The following is a 15,651-nucleotide window of genomic DNA, read 5'->3' on the forward strand; positions in this document are numbered from 1 at the left end:
TCCTCTGAATCGTTAAACAAGAGGCGGCATAAATGCCGCCCCTGAATCAAAACTGTGAGGCGAGGCGCACCCCGCCTGAAAAATTACTTCTTCTGCTCGTTCAGGGCGCGGATACGCGAAGAGAGCGAGAACAGACGGATAAAGCCGCCCGCGTGACGGTGATCGTAAACTTCATCTTCACCGAAGGTAGCGAACTCTTCCGAGTAGAGGCTGTTCGCAGAACGCTTCTGAGTGGCTGTCGCCTGGCCTTTGTAGAGCTGCAGCACCACTTCACCGTTAACTTCTTCCGCCAGCGATTCGGCAGCAGCCTGAATCGACTTACGCAGCGGAGCGAACCAGCGACCATCATAAACGACGTAAGACATCTCGTGGCCCAGCTGCTCACGCCATTTGAAGCTATCGCGATCCAGGACCAGCTGCTCAACCGCACGCAGCGCATTCACCATGATGGTGCCGCCAGGGGTTTCGTAGCAGCCGCGGGATTTAATGCCTACCAGACGGTTTTCAACGATATCGATACGGCCGACGCCATGTTTTGCGCCCAGCACGTTCAGTTTTTCCAGACACTGGAACGGACTCAGTTTTTCGCCGTTAACCGCCACAACACGACCTTTCTCAACGGTTACAGTCACGTCTTCAGGCTGGTCAGGCGCTTCCAGCGGATCGACAGTCCAGACCCAGCAATCTTTATTTGGTGCATTGGCCGGGCTTTCCAGCACGCCGCCTTCGGTGGAGATATGCCAGGCGTTTTCGTCACGGCTGTAGATTTTTTCCAGCGAAGCGGTGGTCGGAATGTTGCGCTCTTTCAGATAGTCCAGCAGTGCTTCACGTGAACGCAGGTTCCATTCACGCCACGGTGCCACGACTTTCAGCTGTGGTGCCAGCGCGGTGTAGGTGGTTTCGAAACGCACCTGGTCATTGCCTTTACCGGTTGCACCATGACACAGCGCATCCGCGCCTACTTTCAGTGCCAGCTCAACCTGCGCTTTTGCGATGATAGGACGCGCCATAGAGGTGCCCAGCAGATAGGTTCCTTCATACAGAGCACCGGTCTGCAGTACCGGATAAACGTAGTCGCTGATGAACTCTTCACGCAGGTCAACCACGTGACATTCAGAGGCGCCAGACTGCAGGGCTTTCTTCTCAACACCTTCCAGATCGCCGCGCTCCTGACCAATATCCGCTACAAATGCGACCACTTCACAGCCGCCGTAGTTCTCTTTCAGCCATGGAATGATGGCCGAAGTATCAAGACCACCGGAGTAAGCCAGAACGATTTTTTTGATGTTTTGCGTTTGCATTTCGTAATCCTTGAATCAGAGTCGTTAAGCGAGAATCCGGGTGCCAATCGACACGCCGTTAAAAAGATCAGTCAGCCGCTCAGCGTGACGCCAGCTGGCAATATCGACCGGGCGACCCAGTGTACGCGCCGCATCAAGTGCCGCGTGGACTTTAACAATCATGCCATCGGTAATAATGCCCTGGGAAATCAGCTGCTCAGCTTTGTCGGCGGTCATCTCTTCGATGCGCTGACCTTTGCCGTCGAGAATACCACTGACGTCGGACAACAGAACCAGATCGGCACCCAGCGTCGAGGCCAGCGCGGTTGCCGCCTGGTCAGCGTTGACGTTCATCAGGTCGCCGCTGTCAGTAATACCAATTGAGCTCACCACCGGCATGTAACCCGCCGCCAGCAGCGTGTTCAGCAAGGCCGGATTACCCGGCGTTGCGTGGCCAACATGGCCAAGTTCGTCATCAAACGGAGCGACATTCACAATGCCCGCATCGCCCAGGCAGAGGCCGACCGCGTTGATGCCCGATTTTTTTGCCCAGGCCAGCAGCGTTTTGTTTGCGGTTCCCGCCAGTGCACCAGTAATGATGTCGATCTGATCGGGTGGGGTGACGCGCAGGCCATTTTTCTTCATGACTGGCAGCGCCAGCTTTTTCATCAGTTCATCGACCAGGCAACCGCCGCCGTGGACAATGAGCAGCGGACGCTGATGGGCGCTGCGATATTTCAGCAGCGCTTCAAACAAACGGGCCAGCGCTTCTTCGCTGTCTAACAGCACACCGCCCAGCTTAATAATCAATGGATTGGTCATGGTAAAGTTGTCCGTTAAATCAGTGACTGCGTTTCAGGGAAGCCGAACCGGATGTTCAGGCACTGTACCGCCTGCGATGCCGCGCCTTTCAGCAGATTATCTTCGGCGGCGACGACAATCAGATGTTCGCCCTGTACTTCAAAACCGATATCACAGTAAGGCAGGCCCACAACGGCTTTCAGCGCTGGCACGCCCTTATCATAGAGCCGCACCAGTGGCTTATTGTCATAGGCGCGATGGAAAACAGCGGCGATATCTTCGCGGCTGACACCCGCTTTCAGACGGCAGGTAATCGTTGCCAGAATACCGCGCGGGAAACTGCCCAGATGCGGCGTAAAGATCACGGGTGTACCGAGGTGCGCAACAATTTCCGGGTGGTGACGATGGTTAAACAGGCCATAAGGATGAAGACTTACTTCGCAGAAACTGGTGCCGACATTGGCTTTACGTCCGGCACCGCTCACGCCACTGGTGGCGTTAATGACTGGCCACTGCGCATCGTTCAACAGTCCGGCATCCACCAGGGGTTTCAGTGCCAGTTGCGCAGCGGTCGGGTAGCAACCCGGTACCGCTACCAGCTGCGCCTGCTGAATTTTCTCATGCTGATATTCCGCCAGGCCGTACACGGCTTTGTCCAGCCAGTCACCATGCTGATGGGTAAAGCCATAGAAACGGGTATAAAAATCAGCGTCATTAACGCGGAACGCGCCTGACAGGTCGAACACGACACAACCGGCCTTAAGGAATTCCGGCGCCAGATCGTGGCTGACTTCATGCGCCGTCGCCAGGAACACCACATCCACTTTGTCTGCCCACTCAGCTGCGCTGCTCAGCGGCTGTAGCGGTAAATCCACTACGCCTTTCAGCTGTGGATGGAGGTCAGAGAGGCGCTTGCCAGCATCAGGGCTTTGCGCAGAAACCGCCAAAGCGGTTATGTTGATATGTGGATGGCGATTCAGGAAGGTGGCAAGCTCTACACCGGCATAACCACTGGCACCAACGATCAGCGTATTCAACATCAGGCTGTAACCCTTTTTACAGTCGCACGTTCCGGGTCGCGGCCTTGCCCCGTTACCCACCCTGTCATCTGCAGTGATTTATGGTTCCCTTGCAGAGGACGTTAATGTATTTTTATTCACTATTACTGCATGAATATGGATACATCCTAACCCAAGGACCGCCAACAGTGAAGACAAAATTACCGCCTTTTATTGAACTGTACCGCCAGTTGATCGCCACGCCGTCGATCAGCGCAACCGATGCCGCACTGGATCAGAGTAATGAAACTTTAATCAATTTGCTGGCCGGCTGGTTCCGCGACCTTGGCTTCAGCGTTGAAGTGCAGCCGGTGCCCGGCACCCGCAATAAATTTAATATGCTGGCGCGAACCGGCACCGGTGCGGGCGGCCTGCTGTTAGCCGGTCATACGGATACCGTTCCCTTTGATGATGGCCGCTGGACGCGCGATCCCTTTACTCTGACTGAGCATGACAACAAGCTCTACGGCCTGGGCACAGCAGACATGAAAGGCTTCTTCGCCTTTATTCTCGACACGCTGCGCGATGTGGATGTCAGCACGCTGAGCAAACCGCTCTATATCCTCGCCACGGCCGATGAAGAGACCACCATGGCTGGCGCCAAATATTTCTCTGAATCGACGCAGCTGCGTCCCGACTGTGCCATCATCGGTGAACCGACTTCGCTTAAACCGGTGCGCGCGCACAAAGGCCATCTGTCGAATGTGATTCGCATCGAGGGGAAATCGGGCCATTCCAGCGATCCGGCACGCGGTGTCAACGCCATTGAACTGATGCATGAGTCGATCACTCATCTGATGCAACTGCGCACGACGCTGCAGGAGCGTTATCACCATGACGGCTTCGCTATCCCTTATCCGACCATGAATTTCGGCCATATTCATGGCGGAGACGCCGCGAACCGTATCTGCGCCTGCTGTGAACTGCATATGGATATTCGTCCGTTGCCGGGCCTGTCGCTGAGCGATCTGGATGGGTTGCTGAACGAGGCGCTGGCACCGGTGAGTGCACGCTGGCCGGGCCGGGTCACCGTGGCCGAACTGCATCCGCCGATTCCGGGCTATGAGTGTCCGGTAAATCATGAACTGGTGAGTGTGGTTGAGAAATTACTGGGTACGCCAACCGAGGTGGTGAATTACTGTACCGAGGCGCCGTTTATTCAAACACTCTGCCCAACACTGGTCCTGGGCCCGGGCTCAATCAATCAGGCGCATCAGCCCGACGAATTTATTGATACGGCATTTATTAAGCCGACACGGGCGCTAATCAGTCAGGTTGTGCAGCATTTTTGTCACTGATTGACAGCAAATGGGGCATTTCACTGTATTAACAGCAAAATGCCCCCGCAATCTGCGGGATTTAACAATAAGAATAACTTATCCCGCTTCTTTCTCTATAAATTCTACGAATTTCCGTTAGTTAGCCACATCTTCAGTGCACTTTAACGCATTTGACGAACGCAGCATTACGTGGCTAGATAAAAGACGATGTTATGCCCACCGGGTGATTATCCAGAACGTTTCAGAATGTGGACAGGCGGCAACGGAGCCGGTTCCCTGTAGATTATCGGGGACACAATGTTGCTGATTTTTCTGCTGCCTGAAAGGTCGGGTGTATGAGTTTTTCAAGACGATAAGGGTGTCAGGGTCCAATGAACGAACAATATTCCGCAATGCGAAGTAATGTCAGTATGCTCGGCAAACTGCTCGGGGATACGATTAAGGATGCACTGGGAGAGAACATCCTCGACCAGGTTGAAACCATCCGTAAGCTCTCCAAGTCATCCCGTGCAGGAAATGACACTCATCGTAAAGAACTGCTCAATACGCTGCAGAACCTCTCCAACGAGGAGCTTCTGCCGGTTGCACGCGCTTTCAGCCAGTTTCTGAACCTCACTAACGTGGCTGAGCAGTATCAGACCATCTCGCAAAGTGGTGAGGGTGAGAACCATCCTGAACTGCTGAAAAAGACCTTTGATACCCTGAAACAGCAGAAAGATATCAGCGAAAGCGACATCCTTGCGGCCATTGAATCACTGTCTCTGGAGCTGGTGCTGACTGCGCACCCGACCGAAATCACCCGTCGTACACTGATTCACAAGCTGGTTGAAGTTAACAGCTGCCTGAAGCAGCTTGATCACAGCGATGTCTCCGACTACGAACGCAACCAGATTATGCGCCGTTTGCGCCAGCTGGTGGCGCAGGCGTGGCACACCGATGAGATCCGTAAATATCGTCCGACCCCAGTAGACGAAGCCAAATGGGGCTTTGCCGTCGTAGAAAACAGCCTGTGGGAAGGCGTTCCTGCTTTCCTGCGTGAGCTGAACGAGCAGGTCGAAGAGGCGTTTGGCATCAGGCTGCCGGTCGATTTCGTGCCGGTTCAGTTCACCTCGTGGATGGGTGGCGACCGCGACGGTAACCCGAACGTCACGGCGTCGATTACCCGCCATGTGATGCAGCTGAGCCGCTGGAAAGCCACTGACCTGTTCCTGCGCGATATCGGCGTGTTGATCTCCGAGCTGTCGATGTCCGAGTGCAGTGAAGAGATCCGCGAACTCAGCGGCGAGCCGGAAGCGCTGGAACCTTACCGTGTGATCCTGAAACGTCTGCGCAGTCAGCTGATGACGACCCAGTCGTTCCTGGAACGCCGCCTGAAAGGCGAACGCCTGCCGCGTCCGGCCGATCTGCTGGTCTCCAACGATCAACTGTGGGACCCGCTGTTTGCCATCTATCAGTCACTGCAACAGTGCGGCATGGGCATTATCGCTAACGGTCAGTTGCTTGATACGCTGCGCCGCGTGAAATGCTTCGGCGTGCCGCTGGTGCGTATCGATCTGCGTCAGGAGAGCACCCGTCACACAGAGGCGATTGCCGAAGTGACCCGTTATCTGGGCCTCGGCGATTATGAAAGCTGGTCTGAAGCGGACAAGCAGGCGTTCCTGATCCGTGAACTGAATTCCAAGCGCCCGCTGCTGCCTCGTACCTGGGAACCCAGCGATGAGACGCGTGAAGTGCTGGAGACGTGTCGTGTCGCGGCGGAAGCCCCGCAGGGTTCTATCGCCGCCTATGTTATTTCGATGGCGAAAACCCCTTCCGACGTGCTGGCCGTGCATCTGCTGCTGAAAGAAGCGGGCATCGGTTATGCCATGCCGGTTGCACCGCTGTTTGAAACGCTTGATGATCTGAATAACGCGAACGACGTGATGAGCCAGCTGCTGAGCATCGACTGGTATCGCGGCTTTATTCAGGGCAAACAGATGGTGATGATTGGCTATTCTGACTCGGCGAAAGATGCCGGTGTCATGGCCGCCAGCTGGGCGCAATATCAGGCACAGGATGCCCTGATTAAAACCTGCGAGAAAGCCGGTATTTCACTGACGCTGTTCCACGGACGCGGCGGCAGCATTGGTCGTGGCGGCGCGCCCGCCCATGCCGCACTGCTGTCACAACCGCCAGGCAGCCTGCGCGGCGGTCTGCGTGTAACTGAACAGGGTGAGATGATCCGCTTTAAATATGGCTTACCGGCCGTGACCATCGCCAGCCTGTCGCTCTACACCGGCGCAATTCTGGAAGCAAACCTGATGCCACCGCCAGAGCCAAAACGCGAATGGCGCGACATTATGGATCAGCTCTCAGCTGACTCCTGTGCGATGTATCGTGGTTATGTGCGTGAAAACGCTGACTTCGTCCCTTATTTCCGTTCGGCGACGCCGGAGCAGGAGTTGGGTAAATTACCGCTGGGATCACGTCCGGCCAAACGCCGGCCTACCGGTGGCGTAGAGTCGCTGCGTGCGATTCCATGGATTTTTGCCTGGACGCAGAACCGTCTGATGCTGCCTGCCTGGCTGGGTGCCGGTGCTGCATTGCAGCAGGCGATGGCAGCCGGTCATCAGGATCAGCTGGAAGCGATGTGTCGCGACTGGCCATTCTTCTCCACCCGTCTGGGGATGCTGGAGATGGTCTTCTCGAAAGCCGACCTGTGGCTGGCGGAATATTACGATCAGCGTCTGGTCGATAAATCACTCTGGCCGCTGGGTAAACAACTGCGCGAACAGCTTGCTGCGGATATCAAAGCGGTACTGACCATCGCCAATGACTCACACCTGATGGCTGACCAGCCGTGGATTGCCGAGTCGATTGCGCTGCGTAACGTCTATACCGATCCGCTCAACGTACTCCAGGCAGAACTGCTACATCGTTCACGTGCGCAGGAAGCCCGTGGTGAGGAGCCGGATGCCCGCGTAGAGCAGGCGCTGATGGTGACGATTGCAGGTGTGGCGGCAGGTATGCGCAATACCGGTTAATCGTGGTCAGGCGCTGACAACGGTCAGCGCTGCCCGCCAGAAAAACAAAAAAGTCGGGACGTTCCCGACTTTTTTATTGGCTGTAACAAGAGGCTTAAGCCGCAGCGGCAGGACGCACGCCTAACGTGTGACAGATGGCGTAACTCATTTCGGCACGGTTCAGCGTGTAAAAATGGAAATCTTTCACCCCTTCGCGTGACAGAATTTTTACCATGTCCATCGCGATATTGGCGCCCACCATTTTGCGCGTTTCCGGATCATCATCCAGACCGGCAAACATCGCATTCATCCAGCCCGGCACACGCACATTGGTCAGCGTGGCAAAGCGCTGGAGCTGTTTAAAGTTAGAGACCGGCAGAATGCCCGGCACAATTTCTACATCAATGCCGGTCGAAACACAGCGATCGCGAAAACGTAAATAGCTTTCAACGTCAAAGAAGAACTGGGTAATCGCGCGATTTGCGCCGGCATCAATTTTTCGCTTCAGGTTAATCAGATCGGCCTGGGCGCTTTTCGCTTCGGGATGGACTTCAGGATAGGCGGCGACGGAAATATCAAAATCGCCGACCTCTTTCAGCAGCGACACCAGATCGCTGCCGTACATCTCAGGCTTGCCGCTGCCGGGAGGCAGGTCACCGCGCAGCGCCACAATATGGCGAATGCCATTGTTCCAGTAATCCTGAGCAATGGTGCGCAGTTCATCCCGCGTGGCATCAACACAGGTCAGATGGGGTGCAGCCTCCAGCCCGGTTCTATCTTTAATGCCTTTGATAATGCTGTGGGTGCGGTCGCGTTCCCCTGAGTTCGCGCCGTAGGTAACGGAAACGAATTTTGGTTTCAGGCTGCTCAGACGATCGATGGAGCTCCACAGGGTCTCTTCCATTTGGCTGGTACGCGGCGGGAAGAACTCAAATGAAACATTAATTTGCCCGTTCAGCTCAGCCAGGCTCTGGTTTAGCGCTTCGCGCTGATTGGCATGAAAGAAACTCATCCTGCACCCTCATCGATTAACAATCGGCCTGCGAACATCTACACGTTTAGACGTCCAGATGTTCAAAATGACGTAATCTGCGGATGCCGTCAACTTAAAAATGATCAACAGCCGTGATCAATTTTCAATCAACTTGAAGAAGTTTCAACAGAGGAGAGATAACGCATTGAAAACAGGCGCCGAAGCGCCTGTTAAAGAGAAATTACAGCAACTGTGCGAGGCGATTAATATCTGACTGTATTGCACCTGCGGTAACATCACGGCCTGCACCGGGTCCGCGGATGACCAGCGGATTGTCGCGATACCAGCGACTTTCAATCGCAAAGACGTTGTCGCACGGCAGCAGCGAAGCCAGCGGATGTTCCGGACGCACCGCTTCGACCCCGACACGTGCTTTACCGTTGGCATCAAACCGGGCAACGTAACGCAGCACCAAGTCCATCTCCTGCGCGGCTTCCAGACGCTGCAACATCTGCTCATTCAGCTCTTCACCATTTTCAAAGAAGTGGTCTACTGAGCCCTGCTGACAGTTGTCTGGCACCAGCGATTCCACCCGTACCTGATCCGGCTCGATGTTGTAGCCTGCTTCACGCGCCAGGATCACCAGCTTACGCATCACATCCTGACCCGAGAGATCGGCGCGCGGATCCGGCTCGGTTAAGCCCTGCTGCCAGGCCTGATCCACCAGCTCGGTAAACGGCACCGTGCCATCAAACTGCAGGAACAGCCAGGACAACGTACCGGAGAAGATCCCGCTGATTGCCAGGATGGTATCGCCGCTGTCGCGCAGGTCGCGTACCGTGTAGTTGATCGGCAGGCCTGCGCCTACGGTGGCGTTATAGAGCCAGTGACGCCCGGTTTTGGTAAAGGCATCACGAATCTGCCGCCAGGTCTGACTGTCTGACGCACCCGCGACCTTATTGGCGCTGATCACGTGAAAGCCGTGGCTGGCAAAGTCGAGATACTGCTGTGCCAGCGGTGTGCTGGCTGTGACATCCAGCACTACCAGGTCATCAAACGGATGCGCGCACATCCACAGGAACAGCGACTCTTCATCGCGTTCCACCGCTTCATCATCAAAGAAGGCGAGTGCCCGACTGGCATCCAGCCCTTCATAGCTCAGCAGACTGCGACGGCTATCCGCGACACCCGCCAGCACAAATTCAAAGCCGGTCCGCGCTGACAGCGTTTCCTGATCGCGGGCAAACAGCTCCAGCCAGCGTGAACCGATATTGCCTTTGCCAAACAGCATCAGGCCGATGCGCTTTTCTGCACGGAACAGCGACTGATGGAGTCCCTGAATCAGATGCTGCGTCGGGCCGACGCGCAGCACCGCGACCACGCTGATGTGCTCTTCTGACTGCCAGATGAACTCAACCGGCTGATCTTTTAACTGCTGCCAGAAGCGATGGGTATGCAGCGGATTGCGGGTAACGCCTGCGCCAACCAGCGCCACCAGCGCAAGGCCATCGCGCAGCTGCAGATGGCCCGGTAAACCGGCATCCTGTAGCAGCGTAAAGGCACTGTTAACCACTTCGGAGGTATAACAGAGCTGCAGCAGTTGACGGTCAGGATGAACGCCAAACGCCAGCGGTCGCAGCTGCGCGCGCTTCAGCAACAGGTCGATCTCTTTGTGAAGGATGGCAAAGTCATGCTGCTCTGGCAGCTGAATCTCAATCAGGCAAACATCGTCATGGCTGGTGACAATGCGCGCGCCTGTTCCGGAGGCCAGCACGCGTTCAATTCGGGTTGAGCCCTGCTCCGGCTGATAACTGCAGCGCAATTGCAAATCGATATCACTGCCGGAAACCGGCTGCAGCGTACGGGTATGCAGCACCGGTGCCGCCAGACGCGCCAGCTCACTGGCCTCATCCAGCCTTAACAGCGGCAGCAGACAGGCATCAGAGACTTTGCGGGGATCGGCGCTATAAACGCCCGCCACATCGCTCCAGATAGTCACACGTCCGACACCTGCCAGCGCACCGATCTGCGTAGCGGAATAGTCGGAGCCGTTACGGCCAAGCAGGACGGTTTCACCGGCATCGTTACGGCTGATAAAGCCGGTGACCACGATGCGCTTATGGGGATGCTGCGCCAGCAAAGTCTGCAGCAGTGGCCAGGATTTACCCTCATCCACCTGTGGCTGAGCGGCACGTTCAGCACGCAAAAACTCACGCGCATCCAGCCAGCAGGCCTGCAGATCACGCTGGCTCAGGACCGCTGACATCAGGCGTGCTGACCAGACTTCACCGTGCCCGACCACTTCGGCATAGACCGCATCGGTAATCGGCGCATCCAGCAGGGCCGCCAGCTTTTCCAGATCGCGAATAAACGCAATAATTAAAGGTTCGGCGATCTCAGCAGGCAGCAGCGCACCGATCAGTTCGCTCTGGTAGCGACGCAAGGCCTGTTGCACCTGGTGCGCAGAGAGGCGATCGCTCTGGCTCAGCTTCAGCCAGCTAATCAGCTGGTTGGTGGTTGAACCTGCCGCAGAGACCACCATCAGGTCGCCCGGCTGGCTGTAATCCGCCATAATGCTGGCAACGCGCTGATAGCAACGCGCATCGGCCAGACTGCTGCCACCAAACTTATGCAACTGCCTGATAGTCGGCGTTCCCGCGCCTGCTGAAATCGTCATACTTAACCCTCGGCTGCGATCCGGAATGCATTATCCAGATCGGCAATTAAATCTTCGTGATCTTCAATACCAACAGAAACCCGTAGCAGCGTATCGGAAATGCCCGCTGCCGCGCGTGCTTCTGCTGACATACCCGCGTGCGTCATGGTGGCGGTATGGGAGATCAGACTTTCCACGCCACCCAGCGATTCCGCCAGCGTAAAGAGCCGCAACGCTTTCAGGAAGCGGCGCAGCAGTGCCTCATCACCGTCGATTTCAAAACTCAGCATGGCACCAAAGCCGCGCTGCTGACGTACGGCATGTTCGTGTCCGGCGTTTTCCGGCAGCGAAGGATGATACAACTTTTTCACCCGCTTCTGCTGCTTCAGATACTCAACAATCGCGAGTGCGTTGCGTTGTGCGGCCGCAATGCGCGGCGACAGGGTACGAATTCCGCGCAGCAGCAGATAGCTGTCAAATGCCGCGCCGGTTACACCAATATTATTCGCCCACCAGGCCAGGTCGGTTGCCAGTTGCGGATCTTTGGCAATCACTGCGCCCGCTACCACATCGGAGTGGCCATTGAGGTATTTGGTACAGGAATGGATCACCAGATCGGCACCCAACGCCAGAGGGTTCTGCAGCGCCGGACTCATAAAGGTGTTGTCCACCACGCTGATAGCACCTGCTGCGCGGGCAGCGGCGCAAATCGCGCTGATATCCACTACGCGCAGCAGCGGATTGCTGGGGCTTTCAATCAGCACCAGTTTAGGGTTTTCATCCAGTGCCGCCTGCAGCGCCACCGGGTCGCCCTGATCGACAAATTTAACCCGATACGCGCCGCGCTTGCTCAGGCTGTCAAACAGCCGATAGCTGCCGCCATAACAGTCGTGTGGCGCAACCAGCAGATCGCCAGGCTTCAGGAACACCGTCGTCACCAGGTGAATCGCCGACATCCCGGTATTAGTTAAAACCGCGCCCGCTCCTCCCTCCAGTTCGGCCAGGGTACGCTGTACGACATCACGCGTGGGGTTGCCACGACGGGAGTAGTCATGCGCACGAGGCTCATTAAAATCCAGGAAGTTGTAGGTCGTAGAGAGGTGGATTGGCGGGACAACGCAGCCATATTGCTCGTCATCATTCAAACCGCTGCGCACTGCGATGGTTGCCGGTTTACGCGTCATGAGCGAATTGTTCCTGAAGAGTGAATAAAATGTAGGCCACAGGATATCACCCTCTAATTAGACGTCAATACATCTGGACATCTAAATGTCTTTGCGTATAGATTGAGCAAAAACGCAATAACCGCTAAAATTATGCGTCATCGCCTGGCGTTCCCCTCTGTGATGCAGAGGCAGTGAGCGAAGAAAACCCGCCATATCAGGGGTCAGGCAGGAAAAAATCAGGCATAATTCGCTGATTTCCTCACATTTAACGTTTATTAATTAAGGTAACCCATGGCTGAATGGAACGGCGAATATATCAGCCCGTACGCTGAGCACGGTAAGAAGAGCGAGCAGGTCAAGAAGATTACAGTATCTATCCCATTGAGCGTGCTGAAGATTTTAACGGATGAGCGTACCCGTCGTCAGGTGAACAACCTGCGTCACGCCACCAACAGTGAGCTGCTTTGCGAAGCCTTTTTGCATGCCTTTACCGGGCAACCGTTGCCAGACGACGTGGACCTGCGTAAAGAACGCAGCGATGAAATTCCTGAAGAAGCGAAAAAGATCATGCGCGATATGGGCATCGATCCCGACACCTGGGAATATTAATTCGTCAGCGCATAAAAAAACCCAGCCGAAGCTGGGTTTTTTCTTGCCGCCGAACCCGCAGGTTCAGGTGCCTTTTAATCTTATTTTTTAGCGCCTGGCACGCTGAAACGCTTGTTAAAGCGGTCAACACGGCCACCAGTTGCCACTTCACGCTGCTTACCGGTATAGAACGGGTGGCATTTGCCACAAACGTCCAGGTTCAGTTCGTGAGTCAGTGTTGAACGGGTGTGGATCTCGTTGCCGCAGGTACATTTGATAGTAACTGCTTCGTATTTCGGGTGAATACCTTGTTTCATGGGAAACCTCATAGAAGGCCGTGTCGCTCTCCGTGCCAGGCTTTGACCTGCACAGCACCACACGCGGTTGAACATTATAGGGTGTACTCCGGCCAGATATTTCTCACCGAAGGCGGCATATTATACAGGTAAGTTTCGATTGCTGCAAATATCTGCTGAGATACCCGCCATCAGGGTCAGCGTGTACACTAGCTTCCCCGATGATGATGCCGGAAAGAGAGAGTTATGCCCGTAGTCCAGGTCGCCCTGCCCGTCCCCTTGCCCCGCCTGTTTGACTATCTGCCGCCACAGGGTGCGCAGCCGGTCATCGGCGGTCGCGTAAGTGTGCCCTTTGGCAATCGCAGGATGATCGGGATTGTGGTCGCCTTTCGTGACAGCAGCGATCTGCCGGAAGCACAACTCAGGCAAGTGATCGAGGTGCTGGATAGTGAGTCACTCTATCCGTCGTCGCTGTGGCGCATCCTTAACTGGGCCGCCAGCTACTATCATTCGCCGCAGGGAGAAGTGCTGAGCCATGCCATTCCAGTGCTGCTGCGCCAGGGCAAAGCGGCGCAGGATAATCCCTTATGGCGCTGGGAAATTACCGAGAAGGGCCGGGCAACGGCACCCGAAAGTTTAAAGCGGGCCCCGAAACAGCAGCAGGCACTGGCAGCACTGCGTCAGCAACCCCTCTATCGTCATCAGGTCAGTGAACATGACCTTACGGAAGCCACGCTGCAGGCTCTGCGGGCCAAAGGGTTGTGCGAACTGCATGAGCATCAGCCGCAGATGCACGACTGGCGTACTACCTATGCTGTGAAAGGCGAGCGTCTGCGACTGAATACGGATCAGGCGATGGCAGTAGGTGCGATTCGGGCAGATGATGAGCATTATGCTGCGTGGCTGCTGGCGGGCATTACCGGTTCCGGCAAAACCGAGGTTTACCTCAGCGTGCTGGAAAATGTGCTGGCACGCGGTAAACAGGCGCTGGTGCTGGTGCCGGAGATTGGCTTAACTCCGCAGACTATCGCCCGCTTTCGCGAACGTTTCGATGCGCCCATCGATGTGCTGCACTCCGCCTTAAATGACAGTGAGCGGCTGGCGGTGTGGTTACGTGCACGGCGCGGTGAAACGGCGATTGTGATTGGCACGCGATCGGCGCTGTTTACGCCGCTGGCCCGTCCTGGCGTCATCATCATTGATGAAGAGCATGACAGCTCTTATAAACAGCAGGAAGGTTGGCGTTATCAGGCGCGCGATCTGGCCGTTTTCCGCGCGCATGAAGAGGATATCCCGATTGTTATGGGATCGGCGACCCCCGCTCTGGAGACGCTGCACAATGTCCGCAGCGGCAAGTATCGCCAGCTCGACCTGACAAAGCGCGCCGGCAATGCCAGACCGGCGCTGCAACAGCTTATCGACTTAAAAGGTGTGCAGCTGATCGGCGGCCTGGCACCGGGCCTGATTGGTAAAATGCGCCAGCATCTGCAGGCCGATAATCAGGTGCTGCTGTTTCTTAACCGCCGCGGCTTTTCGCCCGCCCTGCTCTGTCACGACTGCGGCTGGATTGCCGAATGTACCCGCTGCGATCGCTATTACACGCTGCACCAGCATCATCGCCAGTTACGCTGCCACCATTGCGACAGCCAGCGTCCGCTGCCTAATCAATGCCCGCAGTGTGGTTCAACGCATCTGCTGCCGGTAGGTGTCGGAACCGAACAGCTGGAGCAGCAGCTCGGTACACTCTTCCCCGGCGTGCCGGTGTCGCGAATTGACCGTGATACCACCAGCCGCAAAGGGGCGCTGGAGCAGCATCTGGCTGACGTTCATCGCGGCGGCGCACGCATTCTGGTCGGCACCCAGATGCTGGCCAAGGGGCATCATTTCCCGGATGTCACCCTGGTGTCGCTGCTGGATGTTGATGGCGCACTTTTCTCAGCCGATTTTCGCGCGGCAGAACGCTTTGCGCAGCTCTATACTCAGGTCGCCGGTCGTGCTGGCCGCGCTGGCAAGCAGGGCGAGGTGTTATTACAGACGCATCATCCGGAACATCCTCTGCTTCAGACACTGCTGCACCAGGGATATTCGGCATTTGCGCAGCAGGCGCTGCTGGAGCGACAGGCAGTTCACCTGCCGCCCTGGAGCCGCCATGCGCTGTTCCGCGCGGAAGATATGGACAATCAGCAGGCGGCGGAATTTCTGCAACAACTCCGTAACTTGCTGGAGGCGAGCCCGCTCAATGACAAGGCGATGTGGTTTATGGGTCCATTGCCGGCTCTGCAGCCAAAACGCAGCGGACGCTGGCGCTGGCAACTGCTGCTGCAGCATCCTTCCCGACAGCGTTTGCAACAGCTGCTGAGCAGTTCATTGCCGCTGGTTTCCACGCTACCCGCCGCGCGCAAAGTGAAATGGACGCTGGATATTGACCCGACAGAGAGCTGATTTTTTCTGACACTGCGAGCCAGATCGAAAAATGTCGCATAAGTCACAATTTTTATGCAAATTAAGTAACAACCAGCCGGGCAATCGTTAACAATGTTGCCCGGTTTGC

11 protein-coding genes are annotated in these 15,651 nt (G+C 56.0%); 4 read left to right on the forward strand and 7 right to left on the reverse strand.

Annotation, left to right across the window (positions count from 1 at the left end; translation table 11 throughout):
* Positions 1–83 precede the first annotated feature (83 nt).
* Genes AC6I77_RS18545 through argC form a run of 3 tightly spaced genes read right to left on the reverse strand, consistent with a single transcriptional unit; the run spans position 84 to position 3,121 of the window.
* Entirely contained in the window at positions 84–1,301 is a 1,218-nt protein-coding gene (locus AC6I77_RS18545; protein ID WP_003851209.1) for an argininosuccinate synthase, read from the reverse strand.
* A 24-nt stretch (positions 1,302–1,325) separates the two neighbouring features.
* Complete coding sequence (gene argB, locus AC6I77_RS18550) at positions 1,326–2,102, reverse strand: acetylglutamate kinase (RefSeq protein ID WP_008926932.1); 777 nt, start codon at positions 2,100–2,102, stop codon at positions 1,326–1,328.
* Positions 2,103–2,116: 14 nt separating this feature from the next.
* Entirely contained in the window at positions 2,117–3,121 is a 1,005-nt protein-coding gene (argC, locus tag AC6I77_RS18555; protein WP_003851214.1) for an N-acetyl-gamma-glutamyl-phosphate reductase, read from the reverse strand.
* 167 nt (positions 3,122–3,288) lie between these two features.
* Here argC and argE point away from each other — a divergent pair, with 167 nt between their 5' ends.
* Together argE and ppc are read left to right on the forward strand one after the other, a co-directional pair.
* Complete coding sequence (gene argE, locus AC6I77_RS18560) at positions 3,289–4,437, forward strand: acetylornithine deacetylase (RefSeq protein ID WP_003851216.1); 1,149 nt, start codon at positions 3,289–3,291, stop codon at positions 4,435–4,437.
* Positions 4,438–4,790: 353 nt separating this feature from the next.
* The gene (gene ppc / locus AC6I77_RS18565; protein WP_008926935.1) at positions 4,791–7,442 is read left to right on the forward strand and encodes a phosphoenolpyruvate carboxylase; all 2,652 of its coding nucleotides are present in this window, start codon (positions 4,791–4,793) and stop codon (positions 7,440–7,442) included.
* 94 nt (positions 7,443–7,536) lie between these two features.
* On the opposite strand, the gene metF is transcribed toward ppc, so the two are convergent.
* The 3 genes from metF to metB form a co-directional block, all read right to left on the reverse strand.
* Positions 7,537–8,433, reverse strand: a complete 897-nt coding sequence (metF, locus tag AC6I77_RS18570; RefSeq protein WP_140916493.1) for a methylenetetrahydrofolate reductase — start codon at positions 8,431–8,433, stop codon at positions 7,537–7,539.
* A 202-nt stretch (positions 8,434–8,635) separates the two neighbouring features.
* On the reverse strand, positions 8,636–11,071 hold the full coding sequence (locus AC6I77_RS18575) for a bifunctional aspartate kinase/homoserine dehydrogenase II (protein WP_497817204.1): 2,436 nt from the start codon (positions 11,069–11,071) through the stop codon (positions 8,636–8,638).
* 2 nt (positions 11,072–11,073) lie between these two features.
* Complete coding sequence (metB, locus tag AC6I77_RS18580) at positions 11,074–12,234, reverse strand: cystathionine gamma-synthase (protein WP_003851223.1); 1,161 nt, start codon at positions 12,232–12,234, stop codon at positions 11,074–11,076.
* A 273-nt stretch (positions 12,235–12,507) separates the two neighbouring features.
* On the opposite strand from metB, the gene metJ reads away from it, so the two are divergent.
* Positions 12,508–12,825 (forward strand): met regulon transcriptional regulator MetJ, encoded by a 318-nt coding sequence (metJ, locus tag AC6I77_RS18585; RefSeq protein ID WP_003851225.1) that lies wholly within the window; start codon positions 12,508–12,510, stop codon positions 12,823–12,825.
* Between the two features lie 80 nt (positions 12,826–12,905).
* Here metJ and rpmE read toward each other — a convergent pair whose 3' ends face one another.
* Positions 12,906–13,121: a 50S ribosomal protein L31 gene (gene rpmE / locus AC6I77_RS18590; RefSeq protein WP_003851227.1), complete on the reverse strand. Its 216-nt coding sequence runs from the start codon at positions 13,119–13,121 to the stop codon at positions 12,906–12,908.
* A gap of 225 nt (positions 13,122–13,346) precedes the next feature.
* On the opposite strand from rpmE, the gene priA reads away from it, so the two are divergent.
* On the forward strand, positions 13,347–15,542 hold the full coding sequence (gene priA, locus AC6I77_RS18595; protein ID WP_497817205.1) for a primosomal protein N': 2,196 nt from the start codon (positions 13,347–13,349) through the stop codon (positions 15,540–15,542).
* Positions 15,543–15,651: the final 109 nt, after the last annotated feature.

It is taken from the genome of Pantoea sp. X-Soil-ISGK-259, assembly GCF_059730705.1.

What these genes read in the sequence shown, in the direction of transcription:
- priA (WP_497817205.1), top strand. Translation starts at nt 13,347, where the DNA reads ATGCCCGTAGTCCAGGTCGCCCTGCCCGTCCCCTTGCCCCGCCTGTTT.
- ppc (WP_008926935.1), top strand. Translation starts at nt 4,791, where the DNA reads ATGAACGAACAATATTCCGCAATGCGAAGTAATGTCAGTATGCTCGGC.
- argC (WP_003851214.1), bottom strand. Translation starts at nt 3,121, where the DNA reads ATGTTGAATACGCTGATCGTTGGTGCCAGTGGTTATGCCGGTGTAGAG.
- metJ (WP_003851225.1), top strand. Translation starts at nt 12,508, where the DNA reads ATGGCTGAATGGAACGGCGAATATATCAGCCCGTACGCTGAGCACGGT.
- AC6I77_RS18545 (WP_003851209.1), bottom strand. Translation starts at nt 1,301, where the DNA reads ATGCAAACGCAAAACATCAAAAAAATCGTTCTGGCTTACTCCGGTGGT.
- AC6I77_RS18575 (WP_497817204.1), bottom strand. Translation starts at nt 11,071, where the DNA reads ATGACGATTTCAGCAGGCGCGGGAACGCCGACTATCAGGCAGTTGCAT.
- metF (WP_140916493.1), bottom strand. Translation starts at nt 8,433, where the DNA reads ATGAGTTTCTTTCATGCCAATCAGCGCGAAGCGCTAAACCAGAGCCTG.
- metB (WP_003851223.1), bottom strand. Translation starts at nt 12,234, where the DNA reads ATGACGCGTAAACCGGCAACCATCGCAGTGCGCAGCGGTTTGAATGAT.
- rpmE (WP_003851227.1), bottom strand. Translation starts at nt 13,121, where the DNA reads ATGAAACAAGGTATTCACCCGAAATACGAAGCAGTTACTATCAAATGT.
- argB (WP_008926932.1), bottom strand. Translation starts at nt 2,102, where the DNA reads ATGACCAATCCATTGATTATTAAGCTGGGCGGTGTGCTGTTAGACAGC.